General features: G+C 40.4%; 25 protein-coding genes. 17 read left to right on the forward strand and 8 right to left on the reverse strand.

The window, feature by feature from the left end; translation table 11 throughout:
- Positions 1 to 23: 23 nt before the first annotated feature.
- The 4 genes from ACULLG_RS06100 to ACULLG_RS06115 all read right to left on the reverse strand — a co-directional run bounded on the left by ACULLG_RS06100 (position 24) and on the right by ACULLG_RS06115 (position 3,224).
- On the reverse strand, positions 24 to 488 hold the full coding sequence (locus ACULLG_RS06100; protein ID WP_452125888.1) for a nucleoside deaminase: 465 nt from the start codon (positions 486 to 488) through the stop codon (positions 24 to 26).
- Between the two features lie 19 nt (positions 489 to 507).
- Complete coding sequence (locus tag ACULLG_RS06105; RefSeq protein WP_452125889.1) at positions 508 to 1,443, reverse strand: pyridoxal-phosphate dependent enzyme; 936 nt, start codon at positions 1,441 to 1,443, stop codon at positions 508 to 510.
- Positions 1,444 to 1,547: 104 nt separating this feature from the next.
- Positions 1,548 to 2,450 carry a universal stress protein gene (locus ACULLG_RS06110; protein ID WP_452125890.1) on the reverse strand — a complete coding sequence of 301 codons (903 nt, stop codon included), beginning with the start codon at positions 2,448 to 2,450 and terminating at the stop codon, positions 1,548 to 1,550.
- Positions 2,451 to 2,534: 84 nt separating this feature from the next.
- The gene (locus tag ACULLG_RS06115) at positions 2,535 to 3,224 is read right to left on the reverse strand and encodes a Crp/Fnr family transcriptional regulator (protein WP_452125891.1); all 690 of its coding nucleotides are present in this window, start codon (positions 3,222 to 3,224) and stop codon (positions 2,535 to 2,537) included.
- Positions 3,225 to 3,342: 118 nt separating this feature from the next.
- Between ACULLG_RS06115 and ACULLG_RS06120 the strand changes: the two genes are divergently transcribed.
- The 10 genes from ACULLG_RS06120 to ACULLG_RS06165 all read left to right on the forward strand — a co-directional run bounded on the left by ACULLG_RS06120 (position 3,343) and on the right by ACULLG_RS06165 (position 13,692).
- Positions 3,343 to 5,742, forward strand: coding sequence for a heavy metal translocating P-type ATPase (locus tag ACULLG_RS06120; RefSeq protein WP_452125892.1), 2,400 nt, complete (start codon positions 3,343 to 3,345; stop codon positions 5,740 to 5,742).
- Entirely contained in the window at positions 5,729 to 6,184 is a 456-nt protein-coding gene (locus ACULLG_RS06125) for a hypothetical protein (RefSeq protein ID WP_452125893.1), read from the forward strand. Before ACULLG_RS06120 ends, ACULLG_RS06125 begins: the two co-directional genes overlap by 14 nt.
- Positions 6,185 to 6,243: 59 nt before the next feature.
- Entirely contained in the window at positions 6,244 to 6,453 is a 210-nt protein-coding gene (gene ccoS / locus ACULLG_RS06130) for a cbb3-type cytochrome oxidase assembly protein CcoS (protein WP_452125894.1), read from the forward strand.
- Between the two features lie 2 nt (positions 6,454 to 6,455).
- On the forward strand, positions 6,456 to 8,657 hold the full coding sequence (ccoN, locus tag ACULLG_RS06135; protein ID WP_452125895.1) for a cytochrome-c oxidase, cbb3-type subunit I: 2,202 nt from the start codon (positions 6,456 to 6,458) through the stop codon (positions 8,655 to 8,657).
- 3 nt (positions 8,658 to 8,660) lie between these two features.
- On the forward strand, positions 8,661 to 8,849 hold the full coding sequence (locus ACULLG_RS06140; RefSeq protein ID WP_452125896.1) for a CcoQ/FixQ family Cbb3-type cytochrome c oxidase assembly chaperone: 189 nt from the start codon (positions 8,661 to 8,663) through the stop codon (positions 8,847 to 8,849).
- Position 8,850: 1 nt separating this feature from the next.
- Positions 8,851 to 9,735: a cbb3-type cytochrome c oxidase N-terminal domain-containing protein gene (locus ACULLG_RS06145; protein ID WP_452125897.1), complete on the forward strand. Its 885-nt coding sequence runs from the start codon at positions 8,851 to 8,853 to the stop codon at positions 9,733 to 9,735.
- 70 nt (positions 9,736 to 9,805) lie between these two features.
- The gene (gene ccoG, locus ACULLG_RS06150; protein ID WP_452125898.1) at positions 9,806 to 11,215 is read left to right on the forward strand and encodes a cytochrome c oxidase accessory protein CcoG; all 1,410 of its coding nucleotides are present in this window, start codon (positions 9,806 to 9,808) and stop codon (positions 11,213 to 11,215) included.
- A gap of 11 nt (positions 11,216 to 11,226) precedes the next feature.
- Entirely contained in the window at positions 11,227 to 11,673 is a 447-nt protein-coding gene (locus ACULLG_RS06155; protein ID WP_452125899.1) for a FixH family protein, read from the forward strand.
- A 3-nt stretch (positions 11,674 to 11,676) separates the two neighbouring features.
- The gene (locus ACULLG_RS06160; RefSeq protein WP_452125900.1) at positions 11,677 to 12,387 is read left to right on the forward strand and encodes a sulfite exporter TauE/SafE family protein; all 711 of its coding nucleotides are present in this window, start codon (positions 11,677 to 11,679) and stop codon (positions 12,385 to 12,387) included.
- 36 nt (positions 12,388 to 12,423) lie between these two features.
- A complete protein-coding gene (locus ACULLG_RS06165) occupies positions 12,424 to 13,692 on the forward strand; it encodes an acetyl-CoA hydrolase/transferase family protein (RefSeq protein ID WP_452125901.1) in 1,269 nt (422 codons plus the stop codon).
- An 86-nt stretch (positions 13,693 to 13,778) separates the two neighbouring features.
- Here ACULLG_RS06165 and ACULLG_RS06170 read toward each other — a convergent pair whose 3' ends face one another.
- Both ACULLG_RS06170 and hemN read right to left on the reverse strand, forming a co-directional pair.
- On the reverse strand, positions 13,779 to 14,600 hold the full coding sequence (locus ACULLG_RS06170) for a universal stress protein (RefSeq protein ID WP_452125902.1): 822 nt from the start codon (positions 14,598 to 14,600) through the stop codon (positions 13,779 to 13,781).
- Between the two features lie 17 nt (positions 14,601 to 14,617).
- Positions 14,618 to 15,976: an oxygen-independent coproporphyrinogen III oxidase gene (gene hemN / locus ACULLG_RS06175; protein WP_452125903.1), complete on the reverse strand. Its 1,359-nt coding sequence runs from the start codon at positions 15,974 to 15,976 to the stop codon at positions 14,618 to 14,620.
- A 156-nt stretch (positions 15,977 to 16,132) separates the two neighbouring features.
- Between hemN and ACULLG_RS06180 the strand changes: the two genes are divergently transcribed.
- Both ACULLG_RS06180 and ACULLG_RS06185 read left to right on the forward strand, forming a co-directional pair.
- Complete coding sequence (locus ACULLG_RS06180; protein ID WP_452125904.1) at positions 16,133 to 17,977, forward strand: CBS domain-containing protein; 1,845 nt, start codon at positions 16,133 to 16,135, stop codon at positions 17,975 to 17,977.
- Position 17,978: 1 nt separating this feature from the next.
- A complete protein-coding gene (locus tag ACULLG_RS06185) occupies positions 17,979 to 19,196 on the forward strand; it encodes a succinylglutamate desuccinylase/aspartoacylase family protein (RefSeq protein ID WP_452125905.1) in 1,218 nt (405 codons plus the stop codon).
- Positions 19,197 to 19,222: 26 nt separating this feature from the next.
- Here the strand turns inward: ACULLG_RS06185 and ACULLG_RS06190 are convergent, their stop codons facing one another.
- Entirely contained in the window at positions 19,223 to 19,948 is a 726-nt protein-coding gene (locus ACULLG_RS06190) for an energy transducer TonB (RefSeq protein WP_452125906.1), read from the reverse strand.
- A gap of 253 nt (positions 19,949 to 20,201) precedes the next feature.
- Here ACULLG_RS06190 and ACULLG_RS06195 point away from each other — a divergent pair, with 253 nt between their 5' ends.
- The 5 genes from ACULLG_RS06195 to ACULLG_RS06215 all read left to right on the forward strand — a co-directional run bounded on the left by ACULLG_RS06195 (position 20,202) and on the right by ACULLG_RS06215 (position 26,208).
- Positions 20,202 to 20,993 carry a universal stress protein gene (locus ACULLG_RS06195; protein ID WP_452125907.1) on the forward strand — a complete coding sequence of 264 codons (792 nt, stop codon included), beginning with the start codon at positions 20,202 to 20,204 and terminating at the stop codon, positions 20,991 to 20,993.
- Positions 20,994 to 21,012: 19 nt separating this feature from the next.
- On the forward strand, positions 21,013 to 22,848 hold the full coding sequence (locus tag ACULLG_RS06200) for an SLC13 family permease (protein ID WP_452125908.1): 1,836 nt from the start codon (positions 21,013 to 21,015) through the stop codon (positions 22,846 to 22,848).
- A gap of 18 nt (positions 22,849 to 22,866) precedes the next feature.
- Positions 22,867 to 24,495: a phosphoenolpyruvate carboxykinase (ATP) gene (gene pckA, locus ACULLG_RS06205; protein ID WP_452125909.1), complete on the forward strand. Its 1,629-nt coding sequence runs from the start codon at positions 22,867 to 22,869 to the stop codon at positions 24,493 to 24,495.
- Between the two features lie 11 nt (positions 24,496 to 24,506).
- Positions 24,507 to 25,823: an ATP-dependent 6-phosphofructokinase gene (locus tag ACULLG_RS06210; protein ID WP_452125910.1), complete on the forward strand. Its 1,317-nt coding sequence runs from the start codon at positions 24,507 to 24,509 to the stop codon at positions 25,821 to 25,823.
- 85 nt (positions 25,824 to 25,908) lie between these two features.
- Positions 25,909 to 26,208 (forward strand): HPF/RaiA family ribosome-associated protein, encoded by a 300-nt coding sequence (locus ACULLG_RS06215; protein WP_452125911.1) that lies wholly within the window; start codon positions 25,909 to 25,911, stop codon positions 26,206 to 26,208.
- A gap of 160 nt (positions 26,209 to 26,368) precedes the next feature.
- Here the strand turns inward: ACULLG_RS06215 and ACULLG_RS06220 are convergent, their stop codons facing one another.
- Positions 26,369 to 26,497: a hypothetical protein gene (locus ACULLG_RS06220; protein WP_452125912.1), complete on the reverse strand. Its 129-nt coding sequence runs from the start codon at positions 26,495 to 26,497 to the stop codon at positions 26,369 to 26,371.
- Between the last annotated feature and the right edge of the window lie 78 nt (positions 26,498 to 26,575).

Consider the following 26,575-nt stretch of genomic DNA (forward strand, 5'->3'; position numbering starts at 1 on the left):
TTGATTCGTTGTGATTTTTCAAGTTAGTCATCCGAATGAAGGCGTGATGCTTCGTGTTCCAACATGGGGCCAACTACCTCTACTTTTCTGCCACCTTTTTCTAACAATTCCCTGACAGGCATCTCAAATACCCAATTGGGATCGTCACGACCAACGATTTTGTAGTAATTCGTTTTACTCAATCCGTAAACCAACCTTCCAATACCACACCAGTAGATGGCCGAGGTGCACATGGGGCAGGGTTCATCACTTGTGTAGATGGTACAGCTATTTAAATACGAGAAATCATACTTTTTGCTGGCTTCCCGAATCAAATTGATTTCTGCATGTGCCAAACAATCATTGTCGGTATTTATGGTATTTTCTCCTTTAAGAATCACTTTTCCATCTGTATCAACCAAAAGACATCCAAAGGGCAGATTTCCATTTTTCTTGGAGACCTCGGCAGTTTCAATGGCCATTCTAATATATTTCTTGTCATCAATCATAGGTCTAGTTTTAATTGAGTCAAAAAGGCAGATTACCCAGGTCCACATTCCCTCCGGAAATTATTACCCCAATATTTTTTTCTTGAAATTTTTCTTTGTTTTTTACCACCGCAGCTAGGGCAACGGCACTTGAGGGTTCGCATACAATCTTTAAACGCTCCCAAATTAGTCGCATCGCATCGATAATTTCTAATTCGGTCACCCTAATAATTTCATCCACATGTTTTTGAATAATGGGAAAATTTCTATCGCCCAGTTGGGTTTTGAGTCCATCGGCAATGGTATTTGTAGAGGTATTGGTTTCAATGACCCCACTTTGTAAGGAGCGGTAGGCGTCATCAACTTCCATGGGTTCTCCGCCAATGACCTTACAGTTTGTGCCAAAATAGTGGGCGGCCAATGCAGTACCGGCAATTAAGCCACCTCCGCCGACCGGAGTGCATACCAAATCCAAATCTGGATGAAGTTCCAATAATTCTTTACAGGCTGTTCCTTGACCCAAAATCACTTCGTCATCATTGGAGGGGTGGATAAAGGTTGCTCCCTCTCGCTTTTCAATTTCCTTTGTGGTGCGCTCTCGTGCTTCCAAGGTAGATTCACATTCTGTTATGATTCCTCCATACCCTTTCACAGCATCCTTTTTAACCTGTGGGGCACTGCTTGGCATTACAATAAATGCCTTGACCCCTAAACTTTGTGCAGCCAATGAAAGTGCTTGAGCAAAATTTCCAGACGAATGCGTAACTACACCTTTTTTGCGTTGTGCTTCGGAAAGTTGCATGATGGCATTAGTGGCGCCCCTCATTTTAAATGCGCCCATTTTTTGGAAATTCTCGCACTTAAAAAATACTTTGGCGTCCAAAAGTGCATCAATAAGTTTTGATGTAAGGACAGGAGTTTGATGAATAAACGGTTTAATGCGTTCGTGGCATTCAATAAGTTGTTGTTCCCCCATTAGGTCATAAATGTATTGCGATTGCTAAAACAATACATAAAGATAAGGATCATGCCAGGATTGGGTTTTAATCCGCCATAAATAAACCCTATGCGATTATAAAGTTAATTGGATACCGTGCTTTGTTCTTCCTCCCAGTCATTGGAAACACCTTCCATTCCCAATTCAGGAATGACAAGTAAAGGAATTTGTGTGTGAAATGCAGTTCGCTTTACAACAGGTTCACGGGTCATTTTTTCCATATAACTGTGCTGGTAGTTCAACAAAGCCAATAAATGGATGTCCAGCTCTTGAGAGAATATTTCCAAAGTTTGTGAAACGGAATTAAGCTCTGAAACCGTGTGCACATAATGTTCGGTTCCATCTAAATAGCGTCTTAACATATTTAAATTGAACTGTTGCAACTCGGATAGGGCCTTAATTCCATATTGAACATGAACAATTCTAATGGTGGCTTGGAACATTTCCGCTAATTCCAACAGCGGATTCAATTCGGATGAGGTGTAAAATCTATTAAAATCGGTGGCAAAAGCAATTTCTGATGGGGTTACAAACTGAAAATGTTGCGGAATGGCCAAAACAGGACATTTTTTGCTGCTTTTAATGATTCGAACTGTATTGCTCCCCATAAAAACTTCGTCAATGCCCGATGCCCCTTTAGTTCCTGTAACTATAAGTTGAATGCCTTTGGCATCTACAATTTCTGTTACTTCATCTACCAATAAATTAAAAGATGAAATGGTTTTAAATTTATGATTGGTGTTGCGGTATTTACGCTTTATTCGCTCAACTGTTTTTTTCAATCCCTCCTCAGAAGAACTTCTAACAGCATCAACCACTCGCACACCATCAATCATTTTAGCCATAAAACGACTGCTCGGAATAACAGGGGTGTAGGTGTTGAGCAAATAAAAGGTACAGCTCTTTTTTCTAAACAGCTGCATGGCATAATCAATTGCATTCCATGCGTTCTCTGAAAAATCGGTAGGTATAAGAATCTTTTGCATTCCGTCTAATATAAAGATGGAATAAAATTAGGCCGAAGCCTTAGGGGATACTATGACAAATGTCAGGTTTTGGAATATTTGAATTCAGAAGCCCTCAACCATTTCGGTGAGTTTGCGTTCGTCCTTGATTCCGATTCTTTTTCCAGATGTGTGAATCAACCCCTTTTTCTTGAATTCAGATATGATTCGAATGGCCGATTCCGTAGCAGTTCCAACCACGTTGGAGATATCCTCACGGGATAAGGTAAGGGCCAAAAAACCTTCATCATCCTCACCAAAATTGTTTTTTAAGTATAAAAATGCCTCAGCAATGCGTTGTTTTACCGTTTTTTGGGAGATATTAACGATAACGTCATCCGCCTCTTTCAAATCATGGGCCATATGGCGCAAAACCTCTAAAGTAAAGTTTGGATTTTTTTGCAAAGTATGAACGATACTTTCCTTGGGAATAAAGCAGACCTCCATATCATTGACAGCGATTGCTGATAAATTGGTACATTCCTCTGCAATTACGGAACGCTGACCGATTACTTCGCCCTTAGTGGCCAATTTTACAATTTGGTCTTTTCCGTTTGCACTTAATTTAGAGAGTTTGGAAACTCCATTTCGAACGCAATAAACACCGTTCAATTTGTCACCCTCCTCAAAAAGGGAATCTCCCTTTTTGATTTTTTTAGTGGTTTTGGTGTCAGAGACTTTCTTCAATTCCTCTTTGCTCATGGCCCTAAGGGAGTTGAACTGCCTAACGATACAATTTTCGCATCTACTCTCCATAACACTTTGATTTACCCTATACGGCAAAATTAGGTCTAAAGTGTTGGACAAGAACTGATAAATGTCATGTTTTTTAATCAAAAAGCAGATCAAATTTGCCACAGGTAAAGCAAATGTAATGGCAAACATGACATGTTACCATTGTGGAGATCAATGTGGTAAGGACAAGGTTTGTTTTGATGAAAAGGATTTCTGCTGCAGTGGTTGCAAAACGGTTTATGAGATATTCACCTCCAACGGGCTTTCTAAGTTCTATGACTTGGAGGCCAGGGCGGGTAGTACACCAAACCAAACTCCCAAGAAGTACGAATTCCTGGACAACTTGGAAATCATAAAACAACTTGTTGAGTTTGATGAAGAGAATATCCAAGTTGTTGGGTTAAGCATTCCCACTATACATTGCAGTTCGTGCATTTGGGTATTGGAAAACCTGAATCGACTTCATCCTGCGATTAAAAATTCCCAGGTCGATTTTCCAAAAAAGACCATCCGGGTTACCTATGATACTACCGATTTTTCCTTGAAAGCTTTGGCAATGCTTTTAAGCAACATTGGATATGAGCCCTATATTTCCTTGGAAGAATTCAATAAAAAGAATCAAAAAAAGGATAGGTCACTTATTTATAAGTTGGGTGTTGCAGGTTTTGCCTTTGGCAATGTAATGCTGCTTTCCTTTCCTGAATATTTTGAGGTGGAAGAATTTTGGTTGGATCAGTACAAACCAGTTTTTCGTTGGCTAATGTTCGCCTTTTCCCTTCCGGTGGTATTTTATGCCTCGCAAGACTACTTTATCTCGGCATTAAAAGGGTTGCGTTCCAAGCTTCTGAATATTGATGTGCCCATTGCCTTGGGTGTATTGACCTTGTTTTTGCGAAGTACCACCGATATTGTTTTTGATTTGGGGTCGGGCTTTTTCGATAGCTTGACCGGGCTGGTGTTCTTTTTACTGCTTGGGAAGTTCTTTCAACAAAAAACATATGCTTTCCTTTCTTTTGAAAGAGATTATAAATCCTATTTCCCGATTGCTGTTACCCGTTTGGATGCTAAAGGAAAAGAGGAAAGCATCCAAGTTTACAAAGTAGGGATGGGGGACAGACTGTTGATTCGAAATCAGGAAATCATCCCGGTTGATTGCATTTTGCAAAAGGGTACCGCCGAAATTGATTACAGTTTTGTGACCGGAGAATCGCAAGCCATTTTAAAAGAATCCGGAGATAAACTTTTTGCCGGAGGCAAACAACTCTCAGGAGTTATTGAAGTTGAGGTGCTAAAATCTGTGTCGCAAAGCTATTTGACCGAACTATGGGGAAACTCAATCTTCAAAAAAGACAAAGCTTCCCATTTTCAAACACTAACGGATAGCATAGGAAAGCGTTTTACGGCAGCGGTTTTGAGTATAGCGATTGTAGCCAGCATTTTTTGGCTTTTCTACCAGCCTAACATGGTACTCAACGTATTTACCGCTGTATTGATCATAGCCTGTCCCTGTGCCATAGCCCTTGCTGCTCCATTCACAATGGGAAACATGCTTCGCATATTTGGAAAACATGGATTTTATTTAAAAAATGCCAATGTAATAGAAAGACTGGCCAAGGTGGATATTGCAATTTTTGACAAAACAGGAACGATTACTACATCGAACAAAGATGTGGTCAGTTATGAAGGAATAGAACTTAAAGAGGATGAAAAAGCATTGCTAAAAACTACGCTACGGGCATCCAATCATCCTTTAAGCAGGTCTTTGTACAACATTTTAAAATCCAACGATATTGAAACCTTGGATGAATTTCAAGAACAAACTGGTTTGGGTGTTGAAGGGCGAAGTAAAGAACATAGCATCAAAGCTGGTTCGGCAGCTTACGTTGGAGAGGAAACGATGGCTTCCCATGCAAATACCTCGGTCTACGTCAGTGCAGATGAGGACTATAAGGGAAGGTTTGTTTTCAAAAATAATTATCGAGAAGGAGTGGAAAGATTGTTTGACGAACTTGGAAGATCCATGGATATTGGAATCCTTTCAGGAGATAATGATGGAGAGAAAAAGAGACTTCAAAAATTACTGCCCGGAAAAACCAGATTGCTCTTTGATCAAAAACCAAAGGATAAACTGGAGTATATAGCCCGACTGCAAGAATCCAATAGAGTGTTGATGGTCGGCGATGGCTTAAACGATGCTGGAGCATTGGCCCAAAGTGATGTTGGTATTGCCATTTCCGAGAATATCAACGTGTTTTCTCCAGCTTGTGATGGCATTTTGGATGCTTCAAACTTCGACAAATTACCTGCTTTTATAAAACTGTCCCAAAAAGCGATAAAAGTCATAAAAATGAGCTTTGTCCTTTCGCTCTGCTATAACCTCGTTGGACTATACTTTGCTGTTACAGGGCAACTACAGCCCGTTGTGGCTGCTATTTTAATGCCGCTAAGCTCAATCAGCATCGTAGTGTTCACTACCCTGATGACAAATTTGATTGGAAAAAAACTCAACTCAACTCAACATAAAAATGATCAAGGCTAAACTTTACAGGATTAAGGAAAAGATAGCGCCAAATCTCTTGGCGATTAGTATAGGCGTGGTGTATGTATGGTTTGGAAGTTTAAAGTTTTTTCCAAGCCTCAGTCCCGCGGAAGGATTGGCAAAAAATACTATCCATGAGCTGACTTTTGGATTCTTGCCCGATTCCCTTTCAATCATCTTACTGGCGATTATGGAGGTGGGGATTGGCCTTTGTTTGTTGCTAAATATCTGGAGAAAACAGACCATTGCGGTGGCACTGTTTCATATGGCCCTGACCTTTGCCCCATTACTCTTGTTTCCATCCGAATCTTTTCAAGAACCACCTTTGGTGCCGACCCTATTGGGGCAATATATCGGAAAGAATTTCATCATTGTAGCGGCTCTTTTGACCCTTATGAAAAAGCAACCATTGGCAACAACGATAATAAAAAACAAAAGCTGACATATGTCATTTTTTACGAGAAACCATCAAAGTAGTTTTACCCCCAGATTAGAATAGGTATGAGTGTTATATATGTGTTGTTGGCAATCAGCATTAGCGTCGCCATCATTTTTTTTGCAGCCTTTGTCCTTTCGGTAAAGAGTGGACAATATGACGACTCCTATACCCCTTCCGTAAGAATGCTTTTTGAAGATGAACTATTACCTGATTTGGATGAGAACATTCTGGAAAATCAAGAAATCAAACAAACTGAAAGTACAAACCAATAAATATGGAAATACAACAATTTCGCTACGATAACAAGATCGTACAAAAGTTTTTATACGCCACCATGCTTTGGGGCGTTGTTGGAATGCTTATAGGGCTCTTGTTGGCCTTTATGTTTTTGTTTCCGAACATAACGGATGGCATTTCGTGGTTAAGTTTCGGACGTTTGCGTCCCCTCCACACCAATGCGGTGATTTTTGCCTTTGTTGGGAATGCAATTTTTGCAGGGGTGTATTATTCCACGCAACGATTGCTCAAAACAAGGATGTTTAGCGATGCCTTGAGCAATTTCAATTTTTGGGGATGGCAATTGATAATCGTGGCTGCGGCCATTACCTTGCCTTTGGGGTATACTACATCAAAAGAATATGCGGAATTGGAATGGCCCATCGATTTGGCCATTGCCGCGGTTTGGGTGGCCTTTGGTTGGAACCTGATTGGAACAATTTTTAAACGAAGACAGCGTCATCTATATGTTGCCATTTGGTTCTACCTGGCAACTTTTGTGACTGTTGCGGTACTCCATATTTTCAACAGTTTGGAATTACCGGTTTCCGCATTAAAAAGTTATTCGGTATATGCAGGTGTTCAAGATGCTTTAGTACAATGGTGGTATGGACACAATGCTGTTGCCTTCTTTTTAACAACCCCTTTTTTGGGATTGATGTACTATTTTGTTCCTAAAGCAGCCAATAGACCTATTTATTCTTATCGGCTGTCCATTGTTCACTTTTGGTCATTGATTTTCATCTATATCTGGGCAGGCCCACACCATTTGTTGTATTCTTCTTTGCCCGATTGGGCACAAAACTTGGGAGTTGTTTTCTCCATAATGCTGATTGCACCATCATGGGGTGGTATGATCAATGGTTTGTTAACCCTTCGTGGTGTTTGGGACAAAGTACGAAGCGACGCTACCTTGAAATTCATGGTAGTCGCCATTACGGGTTATGGTATGGCAACTTTTGAAGGGCCTATGTTGTCCTTGAAAAATGTAAACGCCATTGCACATTTTAGTGACTGGATTATTGCACACGTGCACGTTGGGGCATTGGCCTGGAATGGCTTCCTGACTTTTGGAATGATCTATTGGCTCGTGCCCAAAATGTTCAAAACAACCTTGCATTCCAAGAATTTGGCCAACCTGCATTTCTGGATTGGCACCTTGGGAATCATATTATATGCCTTACCAATGTACGTGGCAGGATTCACCCAAGCTTTAATGTGGAAGGAATTTAATCCGGATGGGACTTTGGTTTATGGAAACTTCTTGGAGACCGTTACCCAAATTATTCCAATGTACTGGATGAGGGCCATTGGTGGAACCATGTTCATCGTGGGGATGCTCATCATGATTTACAATGTGGTTGTAACCATCAAAAAGGGAAGTAGGGTTGAAGATGAATTGGCCGAAGCCCCTGCATTGACCAAGGTTTCAAAAAGACGAGTGGCCGGTGAGACTTTCCATAATTGGTTGGAAAGAAAACCAGTACAGTTGACCATTTTGGCTACAATTGCCATTCTGATTGGAGGAATCATCCAGATTGTGCCTACAATTTTGGTGAAATCCAACATACCTACCATCACCAGTGTGAAACCTTATACGCCTTTGGAATTGGAAGGAAGGGACCTTTACATCCGGGAAGGATGTGTGGGTTGTCACTCACAGATGATCAGACCTTTTAGAAGTGAGGTGGAACGCTATGGGGAGTATGCCAAAGCAGGTGAATTTGTGTACGATCATCCTTTCCTTTGGGGAAGTAAGCGTACCGGTCCTGATTTATTACGTATAGGTGGAAAATATTCTGACAATTGGCATTTAAGCCATATGTATGACCCTCAAATTACTTCGCCTGGTTCCATTATGCCAGCCTATCAATGGTTAGTTCAAAATGAGCATGATAGAAGCGATGTCCAAAGCAAAATGGAAGCTATGGTGAAGTTGGGAGTGCCCTATACTGATGAGGAGATTGCAAATGCACCACAGTCTATGGCTGAACAGGCCGAACAGATTGAGAAAAACCTGTATTCAGATCCTGAATTTGCCAAAACCTATGAAGCGGATAAAAAATATGCGCAGGAAAATGGAGAGGATTTTGTTGAGATGCGCAATCGAGAAATCGTCTCCTTGATAGCCTACCTGCAAAGGCTGGGGACAGATATCAAAGTGAAGGAAACAGAAGAATTAATATCCCAAAACAAATAAGCCATGTTGAAATTTGTAAAAAACCATATGGAAAGTATTGAGGGTATCGCCAGTTATCCCATGATTTCACTTTTGATCTTCTTCGTGTTTTTTGTTTTACTCTTTTGGTGGGTATTTACCGCATCCAAAGCACACATCAAAGAAATGGGAGAATTGCCTTTAGATAATGATCAACACAATAAACTAAAATAGTATGAGCACAAGAACACCATGGTGGATACGTATTCCAGTATTATTCTTCCTCATTTTCGCATTGATGGAGTATTTCATAGATTCTGGAGATAAACCGGCAATAATCGAATATCCAATTACGCAATTCTTTCTGCTATTGGTCTTAATGATCCTGATTGCCATAGAACTCATATTGCATGCTATAGAAAATGTAATGTTTCAAACACTTTCTGAAGAAGGAAAGGAAAAATACTTGGCTTCCAAGACTAAGAAGCTTGAATGGAAATGGGCCAAAAAGGTATATCAAAACCTCACCAAAAGTAGATCCATAGAACGAGAGGGGGAAATTATCATGGATCATAATTATGATGGTATCCGGGAATTGGATAACGTCTTGCCTCCTTGGTGGGTATACCTTTTTTATGGCACCATCATTTTTGGTGTAATCTATATGGTAAGGTTCCACATGGTGGGTGATTATACCCAGGCTGAAGAATATGAACAAGAAGTTGCGGCCGCCAGATTAGCCATTGAAGAATATAAAAAGACGGCCAAAGATTTGGTGGATGCCAATACCGTAGAGTTTCTTTCTGAGGCTGCGGACCTTGCGGCGGGAGAAAAAATATTTACTGCTAGCTGTGTGGCCTGTCATATGGCCGATGGAGGTGGAGGTATTGGTCCTAACCTAACCGACGAATATTGGATTTTGGGAGGTGGAATTAAAAATATCTTCAGTACCGTTTCCGAAGGAGGGCGTGATGGAAAAGGAATGATAGCATGGAAACAAAGCTTAAAGCCTTTAGAAATTGCCCAAGTGTCCAGTTATATTATGACAATGGAAGGCACCACACCGGCAAACCCCAAAGCTCCGGAAGGAGAGATTTGGGTGGATACCGAAGGCCAATAGTTGAGGTTTACTAAGGAGATTGTCATTGTCAGGTCGAGCACAGTCGAGACCCTAAAAGTAAAAGAGCAAAATGCAAGAAAATTTTAGGGATTCCATAGGAACCATAACAGAAGAAGGCAAGCGGGCGTGGATATTTCCCAAAAAGCCCAGCGGACGGTTTTTCAAGTATCGCAAATATGTGAGCTATGGACTTCTGTTGTTTCTTTTTGCTTCTCCCTTCCTAAAGATCAATGGACATCAATTTTTGTTGTTCAATGTGCTGGAAAGGCGGTTCAATATTTTCGGATTTCCTTTTTGGCCCCAGGATTTTCATTTGGTGGTGGTTTCCATGATTGCTGGGGTGATTTTTATCGCACTTTTCACCGTGGCCTATGGCCGTATCTTTTGTGGATGGATGTGCCCCCAGACAATTTTTATGGAAATGGTCTTCCGAAGGATAGAATTTTGGATTGATGGAGACCGTGGTGCACAGATGCGTCTTGACAAATCACCTTGGAATGCTAAAAAAATTCGTAAAAGACTCTTGAAATGGACCATCTTTTTTATCATTTCATTTTTGATTGCCAATATTTTTCTGGCCTATTTGATTGGAAGTGATGAATTGATACGATACATTTTTGACGGGCCTATGGCCCATTTGGGAACCATGGTCCCCTTATTGATTTTTACAGGTGTCTTTTATTTCATTTTTGCTTGGTTTAGGGAGCAGGTTTGCATTATTGCTTGCCCATATGGAAGGCTTCAAGGAGTACTGCTCGATGATAAGTCCATTGTTGTAGCCTATGATCACCAAAGGGGAGAAGGCGAAAATGGACGTAAAAAATTTCGGAAGAATGAAGATCGCGAAGCATTGGGTCACGGCGATTGTATTGATTGTTTTCAATGCGTGAATGTCTGCCCAACAGGTATAGATATTCGAAACGGAACCCAGTTGGAATGTGTGAATTGCACAGCTTGTATTGATGAGTGCGACCATATTATGGACAGCATCAAAAAACCTCGTGGATTGATTCGATATGCCAGCGAAGATGAAATAAACAAGAAATCGAAGTTCAAGTTTACCGCCCGGATGAAAGGCTACACTGCTGTTTTGATTGTATTGACAGGTATTTTGGTTGGCATGTTGTTCTTGAGAAATGATGTGGAGGCCAACATATTGCGATTGCCAGGCCAGTTGTACGAGCGAAAAGCGGATAACATAATCAGCAATGTGTATACCTATAAATTGGTGAACAAGACCTCAAAAGAAATTGAAGATGTAAGCTTTAAACTGATGTCACATAAAGGAACAATACGCATTGTTTCCAAGGAAAGCTTTAAGGTGCCCGCTGAGGAAATAGAGGAAGGAACCTTATTTATAGAAATCAATAATTCAGTATTGACAGGGGATAAGGACAAGTTAAAAATAGGAGTTTATAGTGGGGAGGAGCTCATAGAGACCACGGTAACCCAGTTTTTGGCCCCTAGAAGTTATAATTAAAAAGCAAAAAGATGAGAATAAACTGGGGAACAGGAATAGTAATAGCCTTTGTCGTTTTTATTACGTTCATATTATACTTTGTAGTTCGAATGAGCACTGACAATAGTGCGAACCACGATTTGGTTACCGAGGAATATTACAAACGAGAGTTGGCTTATCAAAAAGAAATCGATGCATCCAAATCAGCTTTGGACATGGATGCGAAACTTACGATAACCAAATCCAAAAAAGGAATAACCATTTTTTTTCCAGAAAAATTCGACCCTAAAAAAATTACGGGAACAGTGTCCCTTTACAGACCGTCTAACAAGCATTTGGATGTAGACTTTCCTTTAAGTTTGTCCAAAACACATTTGCTCATACCTGACAATCGCTTGGTGGACGGTCGCTGGGACATTACCGTAAAATGGCAGTACGAAGGAAACAACTTTTTGTTCAAGGAACGATTAACGTATTAAATCATGTTCGCATCAGCGTTGATATTGGGTTTTTTGGGAAGCTTACATTGTTTGGGCATGTGCGGGCCAATTGCCTTTATGTTACCGCTTGATCATGAAAATAATACCAAAAAACTCATTCAAGTCTTTATCTATCATTCTGGGCGGCTTTTGGCCTATGCTGTAATTGGAATTCTGTTCGGATTGTTGGGCAAGGGGCTTTATTTATTCGGAATCCAACAAAAGCTGTCCATTGCGGTTGGTTTGGTCATGATTCTGCTGGTTGTGCTACCAAGCAGGTTTTTTATGACCAACAAATTATCAAAACCCATTTATGTTATATTGACCAAAATAAAATCGAAATTGGGAGCTGAACTCAAAAAAAAGACGCCAGATGCCTTACTGACCATAGGATTTTTAAATGGATTCCTCCCCTGCGGACTGGTATATATGGCGGTTTTAGGAGCAATTGCCTATGGTAATCCACTACAAGGAGGTCTGTATATGGTGTTGTTTGGTGTGGGAACCATTCCATTAATGACCTCGGTGGTTTTTTCCAAAGCGTTTTTTAGAAACCCAATGAAAGCAAACTTGCGTAGACTGATACCAGTATTTGTTGTCCTTGTTGGGGTATTGTTCATTATACGAGGATTGGGATTGGGAATTCCGTATGTTTCCCCAAAGCAGGTATCAACAGATTCGATATCTTCAAACATAGAATGCCATCAACCTTAATTTGGTTTATATCGGTTAACATCAATACAAAAGAAAATGAAAATAACAACGGCAGAAGAAGCTGTAAGCATAGTTGAATCAGGAAATCGAGTCTTTCTGCAAGGTGCGGCAATGACTCCAAACGAATTAATTGACGCTCTTTGTAATCGTTATAAGGAGTTAAAAAATGTTGAGATCATCTCCATACATACCGAAGGTGGGGCCAAATATGTGCAAGAACCGTACAGCCAGGCATTTGTTTTAAATTCTTGTTTTGTTGGGGGAAATGTGAGGAAAAGCGTAAATACTCCAAATGCGGGTTACATTCCAATATTCTTAAGTGAAATTCCCTGGTTGTTTAAAAGGAATATTCTGCCTTTGGATGTCGCTTTTATTCAAGTTTCAAGTCCTGATAAACACGGATATTGTTCTCTTGGGGTTTCTGTGGATGTGGCACTGCCCGCAATTCGTACAGCCAAAAAAATAGTGGCGCAGATTAATCCCAACGTACCCAGAACCCATGGAACGGGAATTATTCATATTGATCAAATTGAATTTGCCACAGAGGTGAATCGCCCCATTCATGAACATGAGCCTGGAGAAATATCGGAGATAGAACAAAGAATTGGATCCAATGTAGCCTCTTTGATAGAGGACGGTGCCACCATGCAAATGGGCATTGGTAACATTCCTAATGCCGTATTGGCCAACCTACATAACCATAAAAGGTTGGGAATTCACACCGAAATGTTTTCCGATGGAGTATTGCCTTTGATTGAAAGTGGTGTAATTACCGGTGAGGAAAAGGTGGTGAAAAATGGTAAGATTGTAAGTTGTTTTGCGGTGGGCTCACGAAAATTGTATGACTTCATCGATGACAACCCCATTTGCGACTTTAGAGATTCCGGTTATACCAACGATACGGCCCGAATTAGAAGAAACCCTAAAGTTACAGCGATAAACAGCGCCATTGAGATTGATTTAACCGGACAAGTGTGCGCAGATACTATCGGGAGCTATCAGTTCTCTGGAGTTGGTGGCCAAATGGATTTTATAAGGGGAGCATCATTATCTGAAGGAGGAAAACCAATCTTTGCCATTTCATCAACAACTAAAAAAGGGGTGTCCAAAATAGTACCCTTTTTAAAAGAAGGTGCAGGCGTTACTACCACCCGGGCACACGTTCATCATGTAGCTACTGAATATGGTGTGGTAAACTTGTATGGCAAAAATTTACAACAACGGGCAAAAGCCTTGATTTCTATAACGCATCCTGACCATCAAGAAGCGTTGGAAAAAGCGGCATTCGAAAGGTTTAACCGGTAATATGGCAAATGAAAAAGGGAAGTAATTACTTCCCTTTTTCTGAGTTAGGTTTAACTAAAACAATCAAATAATAAACTAAACCAAGTTTAAATTTTAAATGTGATCACAGGTATTTGCGAGTGATTTGCAATATCTTCCCCAATACTTCCCATAAAGAAATGGGATAAACCTCTTCTTCCATGAGTGGGTATTCCAATAAGATCAGCGGCAACCGATTCACTATAGTTAAGTATGCCTTTTTCAACACTGTAATCGTTATAGATCTCTACTTCAAGTCCTAAAGTAGCCATGTTCAATAATTTTGAAATTTTGGTAAAGGCATCTTCTGTACTTAAAAATTCATCTCCAGGGGTGTTGATATATACCAAATGAAGCTGAGCCTTAAACAACTTAGCGATTTCCGCAGCTTTTTTAAGCGCCCCAATGTTTTCCTCCTTAAAATCACAGGCAAAAACAAAGCGTTCTACTTCGAATTTCTCGTTGTCATCTTTGATTACCAGCACCGGAACATCGGAGGTGCGAACCACACGTTCTGTGTTGGATCCTATAAAAATCTCCTTTAGTCCATCGGTACCATGGGACCCCATAACAATAAGGTCGGCATTGTGCTTTTGAGCTAAGTCATTGACTTCACTGAAAACCTTATAATGTTTGATGACCGGGGTAATAGCTACCCCTTTCATATAAGGTTTGTCCAAGAATTTAGCGAATCTCTTTTCGCCAATTCTAATTAGATGGACAACTTGTTCTTGAGACACATATCCTGACTCGCTCATTATTGCCGGAGAAAGTTCGAGCATATGGAGTACTAGCAGTTCAGCATCATGCTCTTTTGCCAAATTGGCGGCAACTTTAAGTGCTTTTTCGGATTGTTCTGAAAAATCTACGGGTACGATGATGCTTTTCATTTGTCGTGGTTTTAAGATTAGACGGTCATGGAAAACAGCCTGGTCTCAGGTTTTTTCCGATGCAATTTTAAATCAAAGGCCATACTGACATTTCGAACGAAAGGTCTCCCTTTTTTGGTAACGCTAATAGTATTGGCCTCAATGGTTACCAGGTCATCCGATTGGAGTTCAGCTAAATTTTCGATTATCTTATCAAAATCGATTAGTTCTTTCTCTTCTTGGGTCACTGTGGTTTTAAACTTACACATCAGATTAAGGATATGCTTTCTTATTATTTGATCCTCCGTGGTTAAACTATGACCCCTAAAAATGGGCAATACCCCATGTTCCACCAAGTGCTCGTATTCCTCAATGCTTTTCACATTTTGGGCGAATCCATACCAACTGTCCCCTATGCTGGAAACACCCAATCCTATCATTAACTTGGTTTTCGAAGGGGTATAACCCATAAAATTTCGATGTAATGTGCCATTCAACAAGGCAGTATATAAATTATCTGTGGGTAGTGCAAAATGATCCATACCCACATCTTTGTATCCAGAATCCGTCAACATTTTTTTGCCCAATTCATATTGCTTTTTCTTTTCGGCCGAAGAAGGCAGGTTATCTTCCTTGAAACCGCGTTGTCCATTCCCCTTTAACCAAGGTACATGTGCGTAACTGTAAAAGGCAATTCTATCAGGCTTAAGCGCATAGGTCTTGTTAATGGTTCCCTTCACATCTTCCAAAGTTTGAAAGGGAAGTCCATAAATAATGTCATGGCCGACGGATGTATACCCAATTTCTCGGGCCCATTCGGTTACTTTTTTTACGTTTTCGAAGGGCTGCACCCTATTTATGGCCTTTTGCACAACTGGACTATAATCCTGTACACCCAAACAGACCCTTTTGAACCCTACATCAAAAAGGGCCTGTAAATGTTCTTTGGTTGTGTTGTTTGGATGTCCCTCGAAACTAAATTCAGCATTTGTGGCCTTTTTACCATTCCTAAGGATGCCTTCAACTAAAAGTTTAAGGTTCTCTGGGGAAAAGAAAGTAGGGGTCCCTCCACCTAAATGCAATTCTTTGATTTGGGGTTTTGTTCCCAAAAGTTGGGTATAAAGCTTCCACTCTTTAAGAACGGTTTTTATATAAGGTAATTCCAGTTCATGACGCTTCGTAATGCGTTTATGACAACCGCAAAAGGTACACATGCTCTCACAAAAAGGAAGGTGGATGTAAAGACTTATCCCGCTTTCAGGATCTTCTTGAAATGCCTTCAACACACTTGATTTCCATAGTTTTCCAGAGAAATTTTCCAAATCCCAGTAAGGAACAGTAGGGTAGCTCGTATAGCGGGGACCAGGGACATTATATTTTTGAACTAGTTGGCACATAATTGTTTTCTGTTACAGTTCAAAAGTAGTTTTGGAACCAATCAAAAAACATGATAATTGTCAGTCTTGCCCAATCTTTTGTATGACAAGTATCATATTTTAAAGCAAGTGCACTTTGTAGTTTAGACCATGTCAAATCAGAATGAATAGGTCGGTATGGGAGAACATATTGTACAAAGCAAATTTGACCAAGCGGAACGGAAAGCGTTTGTGCAACATCTTATTGATGATATCAAGGCCATGGAGATCATGGTACAGCAAGGGATGATTGAAAACAACATCGTTAGGGTAGGAGCTGAGCAAGAAATGTGTTTGGTCAATACCGAATTCAGGCCTTCGCCCATATCACTTGATCTGATCGAAAAAATAAACGACCTGCACTTCACCACAGAATTGGCGAGCTATAACCTGGAGGCCAACCTTGACCCTTTTACCTTAGATCGGAATTGTTTTCCAAATGTTGAAAACCAACTTAGAAAGCTGCTAACAAAAGCTGAGGCAAGCGCTAATGAAATGAATGCAAAAGTGGTGCTCACTGGAATACTTCCAACTATAAGTAAAAATGAGCTTGGGATAGATTTTATGACTCCCATTCCCCGATATTATAAAATAAACGACGTTTTAACCACTTGGCGGGGCGACCACTTCACCTTAAAAATAAAAGGAGTGGATGAATTGTCGTTACACCATGATTCTGTACTGTTCGAAGCCTGTAATACAAGCTTTCAATTGCACCTTCAGGTTTCATCCGATGATTTCATAAAAAGTTACAACTGGGCCCAGGCCATTGCCGGTCCGGTTCTCGGAATTTCTTGTAATTCGCCCTTGCTTATGGGAAGAGAGTTATGGAAAGAGACCCGTATTGCTCTTTTTCAACAAAGTTTGGATACCAGAAAATGGAGTCATTTGCCCAAAGAGCAGGTGGCAAGAGTAAGTTTTGGTGAAGATTGGCAAAAAGATTCTGTAGTGGAGATTTTTAAAGAGGACATTTCAACACATCGCATTCTTTTGACCAAACCCATAAAACAGAATTCCTTGGTCTTACTTGAAAATGGAGCAATTCCTAAACTTGAGGCACTCAACCTCTTTAATGGAACGGTGTACAGATGGAACCGACCGTGCTATGGGGTTGGAAACGGGAAACCTCATCTTCGAATCGAAAATAGATACATTCCTTCGGGTCCATCTGTAGCCGACCAAATGGCCAATTTTGCTTTTTGGGTCGGTTTAATGGTTGGTAGACCCGAGAAGTATGATTGTATTTCAAGTATTATGGATTTCAGGGAAGCAAAGTTGAATTTTATGAAATCAGCCACCAACGGAAGGCAAACCATCTTGTCTTGGTTGGGTAAACCAATGACCTTAAAAAAACTGATTCGTGAAGAATTGTTGCCCATTGCGTATAAAGGATTAAAAAAGTACAATGTTGGAGATAAGGAAATTGATCATTATTTAGGAATAATTGAATCTCGGACAAAAAGAGGCACCGGCGCTGAATGGCAAGTTAGAAACTTTAGGAGGTTAAGAAAGCAAATGAAGATAGATACAGCTCTTGTGGAATTGACCAAGGCAACATATAACAATCAGCAAAACAATTTACCGGTGCATCAATGGCCAAATATTGAAAAAATTGATGCGGCAAAAAAATCGTTTAAATGGGTAGAGCAAATAATGTCAACAAAATTGATGAAACTCTATGAAGATGATTTTGCGAATTTGGCCATATCTATAATGCAATGGAATAATATTCACCATCTGCCGATTGAAAATGGCAAAGGAGATTTGGTGGGTCTTTTAACATGGAGCCATATCGAGGGGTTGGGAAACATTCAAGATAACCATTCAAAGGTTTCCGATATTATGATAAAAAAAGTGGTCACGGTTAGACCAAGAACTAAAATTGAAACTGCCAAAAAACTTATGGAAGATTATCAAATTGGATGTTTACCAGTATGTTCCGGGACCAGTTTGGTAGGTATAATCAGCAAAGTTGATTTATAGTATGTCTTCATTTCAAGATTCAACTAAGGAACAAGTTTTGGCAGAGCGAATAATTGGCCATTTGAAAGCTGGAGATAATGGCCCAACCCTTGTTTTTTTTGCTGGGATACATGGTAATGAACAGGCAGGTGTTTTAGCATTGAACCAGATTTTTCAGGAACTGGAACAACAACAAGAACTCATAAAAGGTGAAATATTTGCCATAGCCGGAAACCTTCAGGCCCTTGATAAAAAAGTAAGGTTCCAAACCGAAGATTTGAATAGGATTTGGATTCCCAGAAAAATTCAGTCCATACAATCAAAAAATGGGGAATGTAACACAGAGGAGAAAGAATTGCTTCATCTGTATGAGTTGCTTTTTGAAATTTTAGAAAAAGGGAAGCCTCCTTTTTACTTCATCGATTTACATACTACTTCTAGCGATACCGTACCTTTTCTTGTGCTCAATGATAGCCTCCTCAACAGAAAGTTTGCTTCTAATTACCCATTGCCGATTATTCTCGGAATTGAGGAATACTTGGAAGGTGCCCTTTTGAGCTACATTAATGATATGGGATATGTGTCCCTGGGGTACGAGAGCGGTCAACATGACGATCCAAAAGCTATTGAAAACTGCGTGGATTTCATTCGTTATACATTACATGTGGCAGATTCCGTAAGTTTTGATGAAAGCAAAAAGGATTTTTTGAAAAATGGAACCCTAACCAAGGGCAAATCCCCGCCCATTTTCTATGAAATCTATTATCAGTACCATATAAAACCTAAAAGCAATTTTAAAATGCTTCCGGGGTTTGCAAACTTTCAACAAATTCCCAAGGGGGTTACTATTGCCCAATGCAAGGGAAAAGTGATGCAAACAAACCGAAAAAGACAAATTTTTATGCCCCTGTACCAAGATCAGGGTAATGAGGGATTTTATTTTATACGTCCCACTCCCAAAGCATTGTTGTGGTTGTCAAAGGGGCTTAGAAAGTTTAAGATAGACCACCTGCTGGTGAAACTGCCGGGCATTGCTTGGAAATCAAAGAAAAAAGGAACCATGATGGTGAATCAAAAGGTGGCCAGATTTATGGCAAAATCCTTTTTTCACTTGTTGGGTTATCGCGCCAGACAATTTGATAGGGAACATCTGGTGATAAAAAGCCGTGAGCTCGCTTCAAAAACAAGCGAATATCTCAAAACCAGATGGTACACCCACAAAAAAAGAGGCCCATATTAATTGGGCCTCTGTTAAATCTACTTTAGTTATTTTATCGCAAAGTTAATCGGTATAGCATATCTTACTTTGGTTGGCTTTCCTCTTTGTATTCCAGGTTGTACCTTGGGCAAAGAAGCAATAATTCTTACAGCTTCCTTTTCCAAAAGTCTATCCGGACCTCGTTTCTGGATATTGCTAACCTCTCCTTTTGCATTAATATCGAATTGTACAAAGACCTTTCCTGATATGCGCATTTCCAAAGCGGCCTGCGGATACTTAAAGTTTTTGATAATATGTTTCTGCACCATTTGGTTAAAACATGCTTTGCGTTCCTCTTGGGTTTCGTAAACCTCACACCCAGGGAAAACGGGCACATATTCGATAATAGCGAAAGGAACAACAACATCTTCTTCAACCTCACCGACTTCCACGTCATCTATATTGACCACAGCATCTTCGATATATACTTCTTGGCTACTTTCTGTACTTTCAATCAATGTTTCCTCAATATCTTCCACATCTTCCACAATTTCAATCACATCTGGGGCAGCTGGTGGTGGTGGGGGAGGCGTAGTTCTAAGTATTTCTGTGACGGGAACATCCTCTTTGAGGTCGTCCATTACTTCGATGGTATCCAAAGCCAAGGACTCTTTTTCGTATGTCTTCACCTCAAACGATTGCCAAGTGACGAAAAGCACTGAGGTAAGACCAATCATAAAATAAAGGCTGCTGTTACGGCCAATATCTGCGTTTGGATTCTTTTTCGGTTTCATGACTCATCTTATTTATTAGTCATAAAAATAGACCTCATAAACACCAAAAAATATGATAATAATCAGCTAAATCGATGTAAATCAGAAGTTCATTATTCAATTGCAAATGGCTCTTCAACGATAATGGCAGAGGGAGGATAAAAGGACAATAGTTTTCCGGCAGGAGAAGCAAAACATGATTTCCATCATATTTTAAATCTGGTGCCGACCCTACTTTTGAACTGAAGATTTTGTTCAATTAAATATAATAGGTATGAGTAGTATAGATAAAATTTTGGTCCCCTTCGATTTTTCAGAAGCTTCCATAAATGCATTGGAGTATGTGGTCAATTTTGTAGGCCCAAATCGAGAGGTTGATGTTTATGCACTTTATGTTTCCACAATGCCCATAACAAAATCGGAAATGGATACACTTAAAACCGATTTCGGGAAAACCGTGGGTTCGTTTAAAAAGAAGGTAAAAAAAGCACCGACTTTCATCAGTAATACAGGAGAGGTCATTGAGTCCATTCTGTCGGCCAGGGAAGAATATTATGCAGACTTGATCATGATGGGAACCATGGGGGATCAGGTTACGGATGAAGCCATAACCAATACTTCAAGATTGGTATTGGAAGCCAATTGTCCGGTGATATCCATCCCTTTTGGATGTAATCTCGAAGAACCCAAGGACATTGCACTAGTGATGGGGAAGGAAGAAATAGACGATAAGAAAGTGCTAAGAATACTTTTGGATATAGCCCGCACATTCAATTCAAGGGTACATGTGCTTACCATATATAAAGAATCTGTTTATGCTGAGGAATCGGTTGTGGAAAGCACCGAGAATTTGTTGGAATACTATCTGGAACATTTTTATGAGGAGCACGCATTTACAAAAAATCAGGATGTGGAACAGGGTATTTTGGATTATATCAACAAGAAAAATATTGATCTTCTTGCCATTTTACCTCGAAACCATGCGCGAATGAGCACTCCATCTGAAGGGCGTTTGACAAAATTGCTAACGCTCCATGCAGAAATTCCTGTGCTGACCTTGGATTGATTCACATAACAAATTGGTTATGATAACATTATTGGTAATACTCGGTATTACAATCGCATTGTTCATATGGGGCAAATTCCCGCCAGATGTGGTAGCACTTATGTCCATGTTGTCCCTTTACCTTTCCGGAATATTGGACATTACAGAGACACTTTCTGGGTTTAGCAACACTACAGTAATTATGATTGCGGCCCTGTTCATTATTGGAGAGGGGCTTTCCAGAACGGGTTGGACGGCTATCGCTGGGCGTTACTTTGTAAAATGGGCAAAGAAAAGTGTTCCGAGATTATTGGTTATTGTGACCTTGGGTTCCAGTTTGCTGTCCGGTTTTGTAAGCAACACGGGTACCGTGGCGGCTTTATTGCCAGTTACCGTAACGGCGGCCTGGAGTGCAGGAACCTTGCCTTCCAAATTATTGATGCCCGTTGCATTTGGTTCCAATACAGGTGGATTATTGACGCTTACAGGAACCCCGCCCAATATAATCGCAAGTAATGCTTTGGTTGAAAACGGTCTTGAAGGATTCTCATTCTTCGAATTTGCCCTCATTGGATTACCATTACTGCTGATTTCCATACTCTATTTTCGATATATAGGATATCGATTGTTACCGAGCCACAGCACCAAGAACAAGCCCATGGCCATTGATCAAGAGATGCATAAATGGATGGAGAACTACAGTATTGGTGACAATCTGTACCGTTTGCGCATAAGATCAATGTCCCCACTGATAAATACAAAGATTGGAGAATGGGATTTTGAGGGAACATATAATATTTCGCTGATGCGCTTAAAGCGAAGACACCCCAATCCGTTGCAAAGAGTGCATGAGTTTGTGGAATTGCCGGATGATAATACAGAAATGCGCTATCACGATATCATTACCATAAAAGGTGAGGTTGAGGATGTGGACAAATTTATTCTGAAGTTCCATTTGGGTGTTATCCCATTAAAACCTGAACATGAAACCTTAAAGAACGAACTGATCAACCAAGAAGTGGGTATGGCCGAAATGATCATTACGCCAAAGTCGGTTTTTGTGGGCAAGACCATTCCATTGGGACATTATTTAAAACAGACCGGGGTGCAACTTTTGGCTGCCTCAAGAGATAATGTGCCATTGAAAGGAAAAATTAAGATCAAGGCAGGTGATGCATTTGTGATAAGAGGACAATGGGAGAATATTGATGCCTTGAAATCGGTCTATGAAAATTTGGTGATTTCAGGAAGCCCCGAAGCATTGTCCAAAAATGTGGATGTGCTTACTCCTCGAAGCTATATTGCATTGGGTACCTTGGTGTTGATGGTATTGCTGTTGGTGTTGAAACTATTGCCAGGAGCCATTGCTGCCCTTATTTGTGCCGGAATAATGATGTTGACGGGCTGTGTACCCATCACAAAGGCATACAAAGGAATTAGTTGGACAAGCGTCATCATGATAGCCGCCATGATTCCCATGGGGCTGGCACTTCAAAAAACCGGGGCTGCACAATTGGCCGCAAGTAGTTTGGTGGAGGCATTGGGAAGTATTCACCCCATAGCGTTGTTGGGTGGAATATTCCTGTTGACCACAACGTTTAGCCAAACCATCAACAATTCGGCAACAGCGGTGCTCATGGCACCCATTGCTATTATGGCTTCAACTACACTTGGGGTTTCACCAAAACCTTTTATGATTGCGGTTGCCATAAGCGCCTCAACAGCTTTTTTAACTCCAGTGGGAACCACGACCAATGCCATGGTTTTGTCCTCTGGAGGTTATCGATTTATTGACTACGTAAAGGTGGGAGGGCCCTTACTTCTCCTGTTCTTTTTAACAACACTGATATTGGTTCCAATAATATGGAGCTTTTAACTTTTTAAACCTTGGATTATGAACGAAATAGCGGAAAAAACAAAAGATTTAAGCAAATACGGCTTAAAGAATGTCGAGGCACTTTGGAATCTTAGCGCCGAGGACTTACAGCGAATTACCCTTGAAAAGGGAATGGGGGTGGAAACTGAAAATGGAACCCTTTCCATTAACACAGGAAAATTTACCGGTCGTTCCCCAAAAGACCGTTTTTTGGTAAAAGATGACTATACCAAAGATAGAATATGGTGGGGTCGTATAAACAAACCAATTTCTCCTGAAAACTTTGATAAACTTTACAATGAAGTGATCAATTATCTATCAGGAAAGGAAATTTATGTAAGGGACGCGGCTGTTTGTGCCGACCCAACATACAGAACAAATGTGCGTACCATCACAGAATTCCCTTGGTCCAATTATTTTATCAAAAACATGTTCCTAAGGCTTCCCGAGGATGAATTAAAAGATTTTGATGAAGATTGGCTGGTACTTTGTGCTCCCGGTTATGAATGCCCAAATCCGAAAGAATTTGGAATAATAGCTGGAAACTTCTCCATCTTGAACTATACTAGAAAAGTTGCTCTTGTAGGGGGGTCTGAATATCCGGGAGAAATGAAAAAAGGCATTTTTACGGCATTGAACCTTATTCTTCCTGTGGACAAAAATGTTTTGCCAATGCATTGCTCAGCTAATGTTGGGGAAGATGGGGACACCGCAATTTATTTTGGATTGTCAGGAACTGGAAAAACAACATTGTCCGCAGACCCAGACCGAAAATTAATCGGTGATGACGAACATGGTTGGACTGCCGAGAACACCATTTTCAACTTTGAGGGAGGATGCTATGCAAAAGTGATTGATTTAACGGAAGAAAAAGAACCGGATATCTATAGGGCCATAAGACCAGGTGCACTATTGGAAAATGTGGTATTTAAAGAAGGAACAAAAGAAGTGGACTATTTTGACAGCTCCATTACCCAAAATACGAGGGTGAGCTACCCCATCGAGCACATCGATAATATACAAGTACCTTCATACGCTTCAAATCCCAAGAACATATTTTTCCTGACCTGTGATGCTTTTGGTGTCTTGCCACCAGTATCAAAGTTGACCCCAGGACAAGCTGCCTATCACTTCATTTCTGGATACACGGCTAAAGTAGCTGGTACAGAGGCCGGAATCAATGAGCCTGTACCTTCGTTCTCCGCTTGTTTTGGTGAACCTTTTATGCCTTTGCACCCAACAGTTTATGCCGAGATGTTGAGCAAAAAAATGACTGAAGCAGGGGTAAATGTTTGGTTGATCAATACCGGGTGGAGCGGTGGACCCTATGGTGTAGGCTCTAGGATAAAATTGAAATATACCCGAGCCATGATTTCTGCCATCTTGGAAGGCAAGTTGGATGAGGTGGATTTGGAAGTGCACCCAATTTTCGGATTGCATATGCCGAAATATTGCCCAGGAGTACCAACGGAGATATTGGATCCGATGAACACCTGGTTGCAAAAAGGGGCCTATGTGAGCAAAGCAATACAGTTGGCCCACTCATTCCATATAAATTTTGATAAGTTTGCTAGTGAAGCATCCGAAGAAATACTCAATGGAGGGCCACTTATTGATTCCCACCATGCTTTGGATGACCATTTTTAATACAAATAAAATTGGAAGACAAAATAGCATTTGATATTGATAATTTGGGGAAACCCAAATATAAATCTCCCCTGCAGCTCAGCACTGTAAGGGGAGATAGCATTTTTAATTTTGTTGGGGAGAAGGACAGAATGGTTTTTGATCTTTCCATGGAGCATTATCAACAATGTGTTTCCAATCAAGATGATCCCCAATGTCTTGAAAAAGCCGGTCCAAGACAGCAGATATTTTTTGAACCTGCAAAAACCACAGCGGCCATTGTGACATGCGGTGGGCTTTGTCCGGGAATCAACAATGTTATTCGAGGTGTGGTAATGGCGCTTCACTATTTCTATGGTATAAAACGAACCTTTGGGGTGCCCTATGGCTATGAAGGCTTGAATCCTGCATTTGGGCATGATTTGATTGAACTAAATCCCGATAAGGTTAAAGATATTCACCAATTTGGAGGCACCTTTTTAGGCTCCTCACGAGGGGCGCAAAGCGTTTCGGTAATGGTGGACACCCTAGTACAAAACAAGATTGATATCCTTTTCGCCATTGGAGGTGATGGTACTTTGAAAGGGGTGGATGCCATCGGAGAAGAGATTAAGAAAAGAAATGCGCAAATTAGCGTAGTCGGTATTCCAAAGACCATTGATAACGATATTGACCTTATTGACAAATCCTTTGGTTTCGAAACCGCATTCGATGTGGCCAGTCCAATTTTAAGAGATGCACACAACGAAGCAGCCGGGGCATACAACGGAATTTCCATTGTAAAGTTGATGGGAAGGGATAGCGGTTTTATTGCCGCCTCTGCTTCATTGGCGATGCCAGTGGTAAATTTTGTGCTAGTTCCCGAAATGGATTTTGAACTTGAGGGTGAAAACGGTTTTTTGGAAGCTCTCAGAAAACGGCTGCAAAATAAAAAACATGCTGTAATTGTGGTGGCCGAAGGAGCAGGGCAGCATTTGCTCCAACAAAAGGATGTGGTTAAAGATGCATCAGGAAATATTAAACATGCGGATATTGGCATTTTTTTAAAAGAAAAGATAAAAGAATACTTTACGGACACCCCCGTTACCATAAAATATATAGATCCAAGTTATATCGTTCGAAGTGCTCCTGCAAATTCGAGCGATAGTGTTTACTGCGGAAGACTGGCCTACCATGCTGTTCATGGAGCCATGGCCGGCAAAACAAGGTTTGTGGTAAGTAAGGTCAATAATAAATATGTCTACATTCCTATTTCGGAGGTGACCAAAAAACGAAAAAAGATTGACCTCGAGAGTGAATTTTGGTTCTCGGTTTTACAAAGCACAGGTCAGCCCTTCTCCCTAGAATAAATAACTCGCATTTAAACTGTGATAAATGTCATTTTTTCCCCATACCCAAGTGGGTAATTTGGTGTAAACATTAATGCAAATTGTCATGGAAGTAAACATTCAATATCAGAAGATGAAAACTAGTGAGTCGTTGAGCAACCTTTTATTGAAAAAACTCGATCGGGTTGGAAAAAAATACAATTGGTTGATCAAGGCCAATGTGCTTTTTAAAATTGAAAATGATAAGGCTGGCGAAGACAAAGTTTGTGAAATTGAATTGAGTGCTCCCGGACCACGCCTTTTTGCCAAGTCAAAATCCAACGATTTTGAAAAATCAATGGCCGAAACTGTTGATGAACTTAAAAAGCAGCTGGAGAAAAGACAGGGAATGTTCGCAACACATTAAAATAAAACGTAGTATTTAGGCGTACTAATGTTGAAAAGGCAATTCACAAGCCGGTTTGAAGCCGGAATCATGGGTTGCCTTTAAGTTATACTATGTTCTTTCTGAAAAAGAGAGGCGAGAACTGCCTTTTTACTAAATGTCGCTAGAAAAGTTTGTGCCTTTACAAGATTCCAAGCACATCCAATAACATGCAGATTGGTATTGCCACCAAAATTATTACCAGTACAAATACCATTAATCGTAAAAAGCCAACAAGCATCTTGTTGCCCATAGAAACTTCATTGCCCATAATAGTGTAATTTCCTTCAATGTACGGAATTATTCAATTATTGATCATAAATTCCTGGGCGTTATTCGATTAAAGGAA

It is taken from the genome of Flagellimonas sp. 2504JD1-5 (assembly GCF_053618295.1).

Excerpts from the sequence above, each read along its gene's own strand:
- ACULLG_RS06105 (WP_452125889.1), bottom strand. The coding sequence starts at position 1,443 with ATGGGGGAACAACAACTTATTGAATGCCACGAACGCATTAAACCGTTT.
- ACULLG_RS06110 (WP_452125890.1), bottom strand. The coding sequence starts at position 2,450 with ATGCAAAAGATTCTTATACCTACCGATTTTTCAGAGAACGCATGGAAT.
- ACULLG_RS06125 (WP_452125893.1), top strand. The coding sequence starts at position 5,729 with ATGATCAAGGCTAAACTTTACAGGATTAAGGAAAAGATAGCGCCAAAT.
- ACULLG_RS06200 (WP_452125908.1), top strand. The coding sequence starts at position 21,013 with ATGATAACATTATTGGTAATACTCGGTATTACAATCGCATTGTTCATA.
- ACULLG_RS06140 (WP_452125896.1), top strand. The coding sequence starts at position 8,661 with ATGTTGAAATTTGTAAAAAACCATATGGAAAGTATTGAGGGTATCGCC.
- ccoN (WP_452125895.1), top strand. The coding sequence starts at position 6,456 with ATGGAAATACAACAATTTCGCTACGATAACAAGATCGTACAAAAGTTT.
- hemN (WP_452125903.1), bottom strand. The coding sequence starts at position 15,976 with ATGTGCCAACTAGTTCAAAAATATAATGTCCCTGGTCCCCGCTATACG.
- ACULLG_RS06160 (WP_452125900.1), top strand. The coding sequence starts at position 11,677 with ATGTTCGCATCAGCGTTGATATTGGGTTTTTTGGGAAGCTTACATTGT.
- ACULLG_RS06170 (WP_452125902.1), bottom strand. The coding sequence starts at position 14,600 with ATGAAAAGCATCATCGTACCCGTAGATTTTTCAGAACAATCCGAAAAA.
- ACULLG_RS06155 (WP_452125899.1), top strand. The coding sequence starts at position 11,227 with ATGAGAATAAACTGGGGAACAGGAATAGTAATAGCCTTTGTCGTTTTT.
- ACULLG_RS06195 (WP_452125907.1), top strand. The coding sequence starts at position 20,202 with ATGAGTAGTATAGATAAAATTTTGGTCCCCTTCGATTTTTCAGAAGCT.
- ACULLG_RS06190 (WP_452125906.1), bottom strand. The coding sequence starts at position 19,948 with ATGAAACCGAAAAAGAATCCAAACGCAGATATTGGCCGTAACAGCAGC.
- ccoG (WP_452125898.1), top strand. The coding sequence starts at position 9,806 with ATGCAAGAAAATTTTAGGGATTCCATAGGAACCATAACAGAAGAAGGC.
- ccoS (WP_452125894.1), top strand. The coding sequence starts at position 6,244 with ATGAGTGTTATATATGTGTTGTTGGCAATCAGCATTAGCGTCGCCATC.
- ACULLG_RS06120 (WP_452125892.1), top strand. The coding sequence starts at position 3,343 with ATGGCAAACATGACATGTTACCATTGTGGAGATCAATGTGGTAAGGAC.
- ACULLG_RS06100 (WP_452125888.1), bottom strand. The coding sequence starts at position 488 with ATGATTGATGACAAGAAATATATTAGAATGGCCATTGAAACTGCCGAG.
- pckA (WP_452125909.1), top strand. The coding sequence starts at position 22,867 with ATGAACGAAATAGCGGAAAAAACAAAAGATTTAAGCAAATACGGCTTA.
- ACULLG_RS06145 (WP_452125897.1), top strand. The coding sequence starts at position 8,851 with ATGAGCACAAGAACACCATGGTGGATACGTATTCCAGTATTATTCTTC.
- ACULLG_RS06180 (WP_452125904.1), top strand. The coding sequence starts at position 16,133 with ATGGGAGAACATATTGTACAAAGCAAATTTGACCAAGCGGAACGGAAA.
- ACULLG_RS06115 (WP_452125891.1), bottom strand. The coding sequence starts at position 3,224 with ATGGAGAGTAGATGCGAAAATTGTATCGTTAGGCAGTTCAACTCCCTT.
- ACULLG_RS06220 (WP_452125912.1), bottom strand. The coding sequence starts at position 26,497 with ATGGGCAATGAAGTTTCTATGGGCAACAAGATGCTTGTTGGCTTTTTA.
- ACULLG_RS06165 (WP_452125901.1), top strand. The coding sequence starts at position 12,424 with ATGAAAATAACAACGGCAGAAGAAGCTGTAAGCATAGTTGAATCAGGA.
- ACULLG_RS06215 (WP_452125911.1), top strand. The coding sequence starts at position 25,909 with ATGGAAGTAAACATTCAATATCAGAAGATGAAAACTAGTGAGTCGTTG.
- ACULLG_RS06185 (WP_452125905.1), top strand. The coding sequence starts at position 17,979 with ATGTCTTCATTTCAAGATTCAACTAAGGAACAAGTTTTGGCAGAGCGA.